This is a genomic window from Paenibacillus thermotolerans (assembly GCF_028745515.1).
Lineage (GTDB): Bacteria > Bacillota > Bacilli > Paenibacillales > YIM-B00363 > Paenibacillus_AE > Paenibacillus_AE thermotolerans.
This window is the reverse complement of record NZ_JAQZSG010000028.1, coordinates 61,283-72,268: the sequence shown is the minus strand read 5'-3', so window position 1 is coordinate 72,268 and position 10,986 is coordinate 61,283. Positions and strand designations below refer to the sequence as shown.

Sequence of the window (10,986 nt, the reverse complement as noted above, 5' to 3'; positions counted from 1 at the left end):
ACTTTCACCCTAGAGATGACGCCCATGCTGGGCGTACATAACAAAGAACCTGGCAACCGCTGCCAGGTTCTTTGTGCTAACGGACGCCACAGACGTTATATCGTCAATTTGCCCGCCGCCATTTCGCTTACGGACACCACAGACGCTAAACCCCGATTTTTGACGCTGATCGCCGCTTTTTCGAGGGAATAACTGCTGTGGTGTCCGTTAAAACTGAAAACTCGATTCAGAACGCTAAATAACTGCATCCATGTCCGTTAGAACGATTGCCGTCGTTCAGGAATAACCCCCTAAGGCTTTTACCGCTTCGGAAGCCCGTACGCTTCTCGAACGAGTGTAAAATATTGGTCCGCTCTGACGGCCTCGAACTCCTGCCCAAGCGACTCGTTGAGCCTGAGAACATCCGACGGGGTCATACTCCAAGCCAGCAATCCCAAAGAAACGAACAACGGCGATTGTCCGTCCCAATTCGCCTTCGCATTGTCCAGGATTCTCTTTCCGTCCTCCACGGTGCTGATCCCATGAATGACGGAAACCGGAAGCCCGTTCTCCAGCACTTCGATGCCATGCCGGTTTTCCCAGCTCAAGAACAGCCCCGGAGCATGATACTGATCCTTGTAAGCGTCCGCTTTCGCTTTGCTCAGCGGCACGTTCCCGCCGTCAATTCGGTTCAGGACGTAAGGAATCGTCATGCCTGTTTTCTCCAAATACGGATACGTGCGTTGCAAGAACTTGGAGAACGAATCCTCCGGCCAAACGTTCGGATAAAAATAACCTGCGCCCGAAGGTCCGGCAATGATTTGGTCGTTATCCGTCGCCGTCTTGAAATAATAATTCAAGAAGGCCGGAGCCCCGTCGTAAAGCAGCGGACTGGACGTCCAATTGATCGGAACCTTTCCCCGGTTCGGATCGTCCCAGAGAATCCGCAATCGATGCTGATTGTATTGGAAGTTGTCGCCTTCGCTGAACGTGTAAGTAACGTAAATCTTATTTTCGAGCTCCGGCGCCTTCACCGCCGCTTTCGGAGCAGGCTCGGTCAGCTTCGTTCCCGAGAACACCGACATATTGCTGAACCAATCGGCTGCGAGAACGTATACGCCGTAGCTGGAGGCGATCTCGACACCGCTGAACTCGCCCTCTACGTCGTTGCTGAACCAACCCAAATACGGCGTACCCGGCTGGACGGAGGACAAAATTTTCTCGAACAGCGCCTTCTGCTCCGGAACGTTCGACTCCAGCCAGAACACCATCGCTCTGTTCGCTACCGCATAATCGCGAAGGTAGCCGTACGGCTCCTTCAGCTCGGAAGAAGGCGGCTGCACGTTGCCGGCGGAAACCTTGAACTGGTTCCACATGTCTACGGAAGCGATGAGCTGTTTTGTCCCGGACGGCGGAGTAAATTGATATACGAAATAACGGCCGTTGTCGGCAAAACGGTGTCCGCCGCTGCCCGACGAAAGCTGAGAGCTTTGACGGTCGTACAAGAACGGCTCTTCCTCCGGCGTGCCGGGAATGAATTGCGCAATGACCTGCCCGTCGGCCTTCACGGTCACCTCATGAACGGCAGGCCCCCAACCGTCCTGCGGAAATGCATCGTCGAAACGAAGATACACGGACGGTTTGCCCAAAAACTCGGACAAATCGAGGTCGTACGTCTTCCGGTTTTTGGCGCCGCGCTCTTGCGTCGTCTCCTCGGCAATGACTCGGAAGGAGGCGGGAAGGCCCGGCGGTATTTTTACGGATACGTTAGGACTTAGTCCTACCAGCATGCGGTGGCTCGTCTCGCTCCAAAGATGCTCGAACTGCCAAGTATAAGCATCGATCCGATCTTTGAATTTGCCCCGCAGGTCTTCGACCACCGTCATATCGTATGGGGAAGCGGTCAATATTTCGGCGACTTCCGGGCTTGTGGCGACGGCATCCTTTACCCCTGCGAGTGTTGTCGCCACGTTGATGGAATCCGGAACCGACGGATCGTAAACGACGACGCCTTTCACTTCGTCCTTGAACATGGCGACGAGATCCCAATAATCTTCGTGTACGGTGTACGGGACATTCAAATCGTTCAGCCAAGTATACTTGCCTTCCTCCGCGTTTTCGATCAAATACATGCGAGGCTCTTCGCGGTTAACGATCCCTTGAAGGGTGGCCAGAAGCAGCTTGATGTCGCCCGGCGCGTCAACCATTTCGGCAACTTGCAGCTGTTTAGGCTTCGCAAAGCTTGGCAAAGCTTGCCCGGTCGGCCACGTAACGGAGCCCAACCGCACATCTGAAGCGGATTCGGCGGAAACGCCGGACATAATCAATGTAGTGCAAACGAAAGCAAGGCAAACGGATGTCATCTTTCGAAACATAACGGATCACCCCATTTTCTTTTATATTTAAGGAATTATCGTTTTTAACCTCTCAAGCTCCCCCCTCCCTTCCGGGCATTCTCAAAAACGATACCTCCTTAAACTCAGAGAAGATATGTTACTTTTGGTGTTCCCGGACCCATTTGTCCTTCAGGAGCTTGATATAAATCCCTCCTACGACGCTCCGATGCTGAAATCCGACCTGACGGGCCGTCTTCGTATCGTACCAATCCGTGAAAGGGACTCGATCATGCGTTTCATTCAGCGCATCCCACAACGGCTCGATCAATCTTATAAATTGATCTTGTTCGGATGCCAGAGTTGCCGCCCATACCAACCAATCGGCTTTCGTATATGCAGCTCTGCTGTCCAGAGGAATTCCGAATTCGTTGCCTTTTGCCAAGTACCATGCGACTTCCTTCTGCGCAACGGCTTCATCGAATAGATGCGTGCCGAAAATATAGTCCCAAACCAGGTTGTACTTTAAGCTCCAAGTTCCCGCCCGTTCGAAGGCAAGCACATAATGGTCCCGGTCATCAGCCATGCCGCTCCACTTGATCGCCATTTCCTTGGCCGCCTTGGAGTAGCGTTCCGCTTCGTCGGTGCGCCCCATCCGGTCCAGCAGAAGCGAACAGCTTGCTATACCCATGATCGCCTTAATCGATAAATTGGCGTTTCTCGCCAAATGGCCGGCAAAATCATCCGTGCAAAGCTGGTTCTCGGGATCCATACCGTGCTCAAGCAAATAGTTCGCCCAGCGGGACAAGAGCTCCCAGTGCTCTTGCGCGAAATCGGAGCTGTTTTCCGCCAAGGCGACCGCCGCCGCCATAACGAGCATGTTCCCGCATTCCTCGACGGGCATTTGCCCTTCCCTAGCGTTATTGGCGTACACTTGCCCGTTCGCGAGCGGATATTGTCCGACATCGTGCGGAGCGAATTCGAACGGCCAGGCGTCGCTTGCCGCATACTTAAAGATCGGTCTCATCATGCCCTTGACCAGCTCGGGATTATAAAGCAGAAACAAAGGGACGGACGGGTAGCTCACATCGACGGTGGCGATGCAGCCGTTGCTGAAGCATTCCTTGGACATAAACAAAATGTTCCCGTCCCGGTCCGTAACCAGCTTGTGCGCGGCGATCGCTTGCCGGTACGCGAGCGCAAGAAGCTCCGCGTACTTCTCCCCGCCCGCGCGAACTCCTTCTTCACGCAGCTGCCGGTCGAAAGCGTCGCAGCGCGCCATAATGCCGGCATATTCCGCGAAAGCGGCCGACAACATGTCTGCAGCCGACATCCCGTTTCTTTTCCAGTACGCCTGAAGCTTATCGCCGAAATATTCGATGGCATATTCATCGTCATACGCCAAGACGGCTGTATTCGACACCGGGTCGGCCCAAAGCTCGCCGCAATCCCAAACGAGGGCCATAACCGGATAGCGCTGCCGCACCGCTTGAGGCATATCGATCCGATCGGACGAAGCAATGTCGCCTTTCCTTACAAATTGTTTTCTGATATCCGCCGTATCAATAAACGTTCGGATTTCGGGTGAACGGTTTACCGCCAAATAAAACTGTCCCCAATCGATTCTCAAATCGTCTCCCGAACGGTTCAAATAAGCTTGCTCTTCATGACTCATTCGAAGCGCGTCCAGCCCCCGGATCTCCTCCTTCTGCGAAACTACCTTCTGATCGGAGGAGTTGACGCACCATTCGCCGGTAACGTCAAAATATATTTGCACGCGATGCGGCCTGGCGTCGATCGAACGGACCGAAAACCGAACGTAGGATGCGGGTCTGGACAAAACATCCAAATCATCTAACAGCAAAGGCGTTGTAAAGCTTACGTCCAAGCCGACTCCGGCCGCTTCAAACCGATACACGGTCGTCAAAGGCGTTACGTTAACTTCTTGCTGCGTCATCGGCTTCGGTTCGGCATAATAATTTTCCGGGTTCGGCTCAACTTTGCCGGCAAATCTCCACGGAACGCCGTCGATCATAATCAATCCGGTCATTGCATGGCGTTTGCCGGTCCAATGTCTTGTAAAATCGTCGGTCAATCGGTCCGTCATGGACCATACGCTAAAGTACGGATCAACCGTCACTAACGGTACTGCAGGCGGACGAATGAAAGTCATACTCCATCTTCTCCTATCTTTTATTTCATAAAATGATTGCGAACGGCAGAGGTTTGACAACGCTTACATTTCCATATAGTAACAAGCCCCGGTTCCGGAAAGGGATCGCATGCCGCACGCCGCATGCCCGCCCATCCGGCTATTGTCAATATACCGGGCTTCGCTGTTCCCCATTGCTGCTAATACAGAAAAAGGCGCCGTTCCTCTGTACCGTTTTTCATTCCACTTATTGACATGATAGACATATTGATTATATTAGTCAATACGATTTTTTACAGGTCCCGTCGAACGGCGCTCAATGAATTCCGGTTTCAAAATGACTTTACGGTATCTTTGATCTTGCTCGGAACGATCCTCAAGCAAACGTAACAACATGTTGGCCGCCTCTTCGCCCATCATTCCTTCCGACTGGCTGATGTGCGAGAAATAGCCGAACTCGTCCAGCTCGGGAGACGGATCGTCGAACGTAAGGACGGAAACATCTTCCGGAACGCGGATTCCAAGCTGTCTGCAAATCGCATGGATATGCAATCCAAGCCTGCCGTTGAGCGTAATAAAAGCAGTAGCCATCCCGTTCTTGATAAATCTATACAAGGGGTGCTCTGCGTCGATTCCGTTATAATCGACGGTAAAATCGGTAAGGATTAAGGCAGGGTTGATCATGGCTTGCTGCTGCTTTAAACCTTCCATATATCCGTTGATCCGGTCCTCCACCGTAATCGTCGGAAGCGGAGAATCCGCGCAAATCGCGATATCCCGATGTCCCAGGCTCCAAAGATAGTCCACGGCGAGCTTTCCTCCGATAAAACCGTCGCTGCGCACAATGTTCGTCTCGACGCCGGGAAAATATCTGTCGATCAGTACGAACGGATATCCTTTCAGCTTCAGCGCTAAAATTTCTTCATTGTACGTCTCTGCGTCGGAAGGAAAAATGATTAATCCGGACGCACCCATTTCGATAAAATCGATGATCGCCTCTTTTTCCCGTTCGATCGAGTTGTAAGTTTGTACAATTTGCAGGCGATAGGGACTTCCTTCTATCACTCTGTTGATCCCGCTGATTAAGCGTAAAGCAAAGTAATCGACAAGAACGGGCATAATGAGTCCGATTATCTTCCTGCGTTCCTTACGGACCGAATCGACTGCCGCTCCTTTTCCCAAGCGCATCTCGGTTGCACCGGTTATCGTGTGATGCGCCGCGGCGGTGGCCGCTTGATGATGCGGGCCCGATTCCTTCCGAACGTTAAGGTCGGACAACCTGTCACCGATTCCCTCGCTCACGAAACTGCCCCGTCCCGGAATCCGGTTGATCCAGCCCTCCTTCGCCAATTGGATCAATGCATTGGCAACCGTAATCCGGCTGACTTCGAACTGCTCCATCAGCTCTTTTTCCGAAGGAATTTTATCGTTTTCCTTTAATTCGCCTTTAAGAATAAGGTCTTTAAAATGCTCCTGTATTTTCATGTATAACGGCTGCCTATCGTTGCTCATACATCGATCTCCTATCTATTCATGAATCACATTAATAATATGTCATTTATGTCATTAGGTCAATTCGTCTCAATGGTCCATTGCTCCTATCCGACAAAAAAAGAGAAGTACAAGAATCGATTTCCGATCTTGTACTTCTCTTCTCTCTCTCCTCGTTGCAATTTTCGATCTATTCGAATATCACGGCATATACTGCCGTCTTCTTGCCGTCCTCCGAGCGGGCGATCACCCGCGCCTTCATCCGCCCTCCGGCGGCCGGCACGGGCGGCACAACGGTAACGGCGGCATGCTCTCCGCCGATCGCATCAAGCGCCGGCGGCTCGCCCGGAACGTCAAGCGTAACGACGCATTCGTACCCGGCGCTTACTTTCTGAAAGCTATGAAGGATGCTTCGGCCGCCGAGCGTAATGTCGGCAACGTTCGGCTCTCCGTAAGCCTTCGCCCGCTTGTCGAACACCTTCAGCTCGGTTACGGCAATTCCTTTCCCCGGCTTCGCAGTCATATCGACCCGAATAGCCGAGGTTCGTACCCGTTCGAACGTGTACATGCACGGTTGCCCGGCTGCCGGAACCTCGGGATTGCCGCTAAGCCCGTCGACGGGTTTCCATTCGTCGCCCGACCGATATTGAACGGATACGCCGGAAGGAGGGGACAGCCGGCCGTTCTCGACCCAATGAATCTCCACTTCGTCCACCTCATGCTCGACAGGGCCGAAATCTCCGAACGTCACCGCAACCCAATCGTTCAAACGCGGTACGTCATGAAGGTTGGACCATCGGTTATGGGGATGCTCCCCGTAGGAAATAACGTCGTCGTGAATCGCGGCGACGGTATCCTCCGAACCGGGGTCGGCGCACGTATACGAAGCTTCCGCCTTCGGGTAATCGTACCCGTTCTTTGCCCTGCTGATGTTGTGGGCGATGCCGACCTCATCGGTAACCCGCACAACGGCTTCAGCGGCGAGCTCCCCTCCTTCTATCGTGCCTGCTACGCGCAGCACGCTGCCGGGACGAAGCTCCGCCTCAGCGGCGACCGCCTCCCAGCGGACCGGCCGCTTCTGTTCCGTTCCGTCGCTAAAATAGACAGTTACCGTCTCGGGCAGCGCCGGACGCTGCTTGCTCAACACGGCCGCGCTGACCTTCTCGATCGCAATCGCGCCCTTCACGATCACCAAAGCTTCGGCTTGCGCGCCGGTTCCTTCGACATCGCCCCGCACGGTGAACGCGCCGGGCCGCTCCAGCAGCGCCTCGTCCACAGTATCCCACAGCACGGCCCGATCCTCCGGCGCGCCTGCGTTAAACCGCACCTGCACGGCAGCCGGAAGCTTCGGCGCTTCCCCTTTGTTCACGACGACGCGCACGGCATCGAAGGCGACAACCGTCTTCACTGCCGACGCGCTCCATATCCGCAGGCGAAGCTCCGGCGTCTCCACGGTAACTCCCTCGTACGTAACGGTCGCCGACACGCGCGCATCACCCTCACGCAGCGCAGCCAGCGTTCCGCCGCCGATTCGCAGCAGCTCGCCGTCATAACGGTAAACCGCCGACGCCCCCGGAAGCCGCACAAGCTCGCCGGAATCAAGCATGCCGGTAACTGCAAGCTCGACGCTTTCGCCGGCAAGCAAGCTGTCGTGGCTCACCGTCAGCTCCGCGGCGATCAGCTTGGCGCTTCGCGCAGGCGCCGCGGAGCCGATGCGGATCGCATCGCCGGCAAGCCCTTCGGAGCTTGCGCGCAGCACGATCTCGCCCGGCTGCCGAAGCGCCTGCACGATCGCCAGCGCTTTACCGTGAAACGCCTTCCGCCGGTTCGCCTTGTACGGCTCGACGCTGGCGGCATCTCCGTTGTCGACGCCGGCGAGCTCTCCGCAGCCCTCCGCTTCGAAACGAATCAAATGGCCCGCCGTCGGCACGACGCGGCCGGCAGCATCCACGATTTCGGCCGTAACGAACGCCAGGTCCTTCCCGTCCGCGAGCACCGTGGAACGATCGGCCGTAAGCCGAACGGCGGCCGGCGCCCCCGCCGTTTCCGCTAAGTCCGTACCGACAACCGCGCCGTTCTCGTCCTTCGCCACCGCCATGAGAGTACCCGGCCGGAACGGAACGGCCCACTCCAAGTACGTTTTGCCGTCTTCGGTTTCCAGGTAAGGCGCTCCCCATGACGTACGCTTCGCCTCGAAGCTTCGCTCTCCGAGCGACTCGCCGTTCAGCAGCAGCTCCGCCTTCCGCGCGTTCGTATACACAAGCACGCGAACGGTTTCTCCTTCGCTCCAGTTCCAATGCGGCAGCAGACGAACCATCGGCTTGTCGCTCCACTGGCTTTGATAGTAGTAATAAATATCTTTCGGAAACCCTGCCGTATCCACCGCCCCGAAATAGGAGCTCTTGGACGGGAACGCGTTATAGTAAGGCGTAGGCTCTCCGATATAATCGAAGCCCGTCCATATGAACTGCCCCGCGATGTGCTTCAGATCGCGCTCCCTTTTCCACGCATCCTCCGCCGTTCTGCCCCAAGCGACGTAATCGTTGTCGTAGGACGACTGCTGCGCATCCGCGTACGTCTTGCTCATATTGTAATCGTACGGATGCGTATAAACCCCTCTCGAGCGCGTTGCGGAAGACGTTTCCGAGCCGTACAGCTTCCATTCCGGATGCAGCTCATGGTAGCCTTGATAATTGTTTTCGGAGTAATTCAACCCGACCACATCGACCGTGTTGAAAATTTCCTCGATATATTCGTTCAAAGCCGTAACGGTGACTTTGTCGCCTCTCGTCTTATCCTCGCCGATCGTCGTCGGCCGGGTCGGATCGGCCTCCTTGACCCATCTCACCAGCTTGCGCGCGATCTCCAAGCCTCCCGGACCGGTCGTGTCGTATATTTCGTTGCCGATCGACCACATGATGACCGACGGCTCGTTCTTGTGCCTGTGTACCATTTCCTTGATGTCATGCTCCGCCCAAGCGGCGAAAAACCGGCCGTAATCGTACTCCTTCTTGGAAATGTTCCAGGTGTCGAACGCTTCCTCCACGACAAGCAGCCCGATCCGGTTGCACGCCTCGATCAGCTCGTCGCAGGCGGGATTGTGCGTCACCCGAATGGCGTTCACGCCCATCTCCTTCATGATCTGCATTTGCCGTTCTACCGCCCGTGCGTTCACCGCCGCTCCGAGCGCCCCCAGATCGTGGTGCATGCAGACGCCGTGCAGCTTCATATGCCGCCCGTTCAGCGAAAACCCTTCGTCCGCGTCGAACGAAAAGTACCGGAGCCCGAACGGCGTTTCGCACACATCCGTCGTCTGCCCGTTCACCAGCACCTCCGTTACAAGCTTATAACGAACGGGGCGCTCCAAGCTCCAAAGCCGAGGCTGCTCAATGACGGCATCAACCGATAACCGCCCGACGACTCCGCTCTCCACTGTCGTCTCCTTAGACCGAACCGTTGCGGCAACCGTACCTTCCTCATCCAAAATGACCGAGCATACCGCAACACTCGCCGGTTCCCCGGAGTCGTTTTTCACTTTCGTTTCAATGTGTACGCCCGCCCGACCTTTCTTCACGTCCGCCTCCAAATCGGGCGTCGTCACGAAGACGCCGTGCCGGTCCGCATGAACGGGATGCCGCACCGTCAAGTAAACGTTTCTGTAAATTCCGCTACCGGAGTACCACCGGCTGCTCGGCTGAGTATTGTTCACTCTTACGGCGAGCACGTTTTCCGTTCCGTCCGTATGCGCTTTGCCGCTCATATCGATGCTGAACCCGTTATAGCCGTACGGATACGCGCCGAGCAGCTCCCCGTTCAAATAAACGGCGCTGTCCATATATACGCCGTCGAAATCGATCGACAGCCGCTTGTCCGCCAGCGCGCGCGGCAGCGTAAACGCCTTCCGGTACCATGCGACGCCGCCGTCCAAATAACCGCCTTCGTGAGTTGCGGGGGAGCCTTGATTAAATTCGAGCTCAATGCTCCAGTCGTGCGGCACGTTGAGTTCGCGCCATGCCGAGTCGTCATACCCGGCCTGCTCCGCCCCGGCAAGCGGGCCGTTCGTTTCGAGTTGAAACCGCCAATTGTCGTTAAATGGAATTTTGCTGCCCATAGGTTATAACGTTCCTCTCCGATTTCGTCAAATCATGTATAATGGCATTACAAGAATTGTCAGTTAGGGAATGATGAAAGCCGCGATGACGCAGACGACTCCGCAAGAGCAATTTTGGAAAAAGCAAATCGGCAACGTAAAGCTGGATTTGTCCGTAGCCACCTATACGAAAGTCCCGATCACATGGAACGAGGACAATTATGTGCCCGAGTTCAATAAACTGTACTTTGTAATGGAAGGCGAAGGCTACGTGAAGGTCGGCGACCGTACGTATTACCCGAAGCCCGGACAGCTTTGCCTGCTGCCCGCTAAAGCCCTTCAATCGTATGGAACGATCGGCGGCGACACCTTCGGCAAATATTGGTGCCATTTCACCGCCGACATCGGCGAATATCCGCTGTTTCGCATCGTAGAGACGCAAACGGTGGTCGACATCGACGATCCCGAGCATATGAAGCGCTTGTTCGAGCGGCTGATCCGCTGCGCGCAAGATTCGGGTGTAACCGCGAATATTCGCGTCCACTCGGTCCTGCTCGAAATCATCGCACTGTTTATTGAAAGCGGCGAGTCCGTCAAGCTGAACACGCAAGCGGCCAATTCGATGGGCAAAATGAACCTCGTGCTGCAATATATCGACGAACACCTGGCCGAGTCGCTGTCCGTGGAGCAGCTGGCGCAGCTCGCCCACTTTCATCCGAACTACTTCATTAAAATTTTTAAAGAAACGACCGGCTATTCGCCGATTCAATATTTGAACCGGCAGCGGATCGAGAAGGCGAAGCGGCTGCTTACGTTCACGAACGCGACAATTTCCGCGGTCGCGGACGCCGTAGGCATGGAAGTGTCCTACTTCTCCAGAACGTTCAAGGAGCATACCGGCTTTGCGCCTTCCGAGTACCGCGTCATGCTGCCGTAAATAA

General features: G+C 55.2%; 6 protein-coding genes. 2 read left to right on the top strand and 4 right to left on the bottom strand.

Annotated elements, in window-relative coordinates:
- Positions 1–192: hypothetical protein (locus tag PT964_RS20055; RefSeq protein WP_274365135.1), on the top strand; the 192-nt coding region annotated here is incomplete at its 5' end.
- 107 nt (positions 193–299) lie between these two features.
- Here the strand turns inward: PT964_RS20055 and PT964_RS20050 are convergent.
- The 4 genes from PT964_RS20050 to PT964_RS20035 all read right to left on the bottom strand — a co-directional run bounded on the left by PT964_RS20050 (position 300) and on the right by PT964_RS20035 (position 10,066).
- Positions 300–2,354, bottom strand: coding sequence for a GxGYxYP domain-containing protein (locus PT964_RS20050; protein ID WP_274365134.1), 2,055 nt, complete (start codon positions 2,352–2,354; stop codon positions 300–302).
- A 118-nt stretch (positions 2,355–2,472) separates the two neighbouring features.
- Positions 2,473–4,485, bottom strand: coding sequence for a glutaminase family protein (locus PT964_RS20045; protein ID WP_274365133.1), 2,013 nt, complete (start codon positions 4,483–4,485; stop codon positions 2,473–2,475).
- Positions 4,486–4,740: 255 nt separating this feature from the next.
- Positions 4,741–5,976, bottom strand: a complete 1,236-nt coding sequence (locus tag PT964_RS20040; protein ID WP_274365132.1) for a GntR family transcriptional regulator — start codon at positions 5,974–5,976, stop codon at positions 4,741–4,743.
- A gap of 169 nt (positions 5,977–6,145) precedes the next feature.
- A complete protein-coding gene (locus PT964_RS20035) occupies positions 6,146–10,066 on the bottom strand; it encodes a glycoside hydrolase family 2 TIM barrel-domain containing protein (protein WP_274365131.1) in 3,921 nt (1,306 codons plus the stop codon).
- A 70-nt stretch (positions 10,067–10,136) separates the two neighbouring features.
- Between PT964_RS20035 and PT964_RS20030 the strand changes: the two genes are divergently transcribed.
- Positions 10,137–10,982 carry an AraC family transcriptional regulator gene (locus tag PT964_RS20030; protein WP_274365130.1) on the top strand — a complete coding sequence of 282 codons (846 nt, stop codon included), beginning with the start codon at positions 10,137–10,139 and terminating at the stop codon, positions 10,980–10,982.
- Positions 10,983–10,986 lie beyond the last annotated feature (4 nt).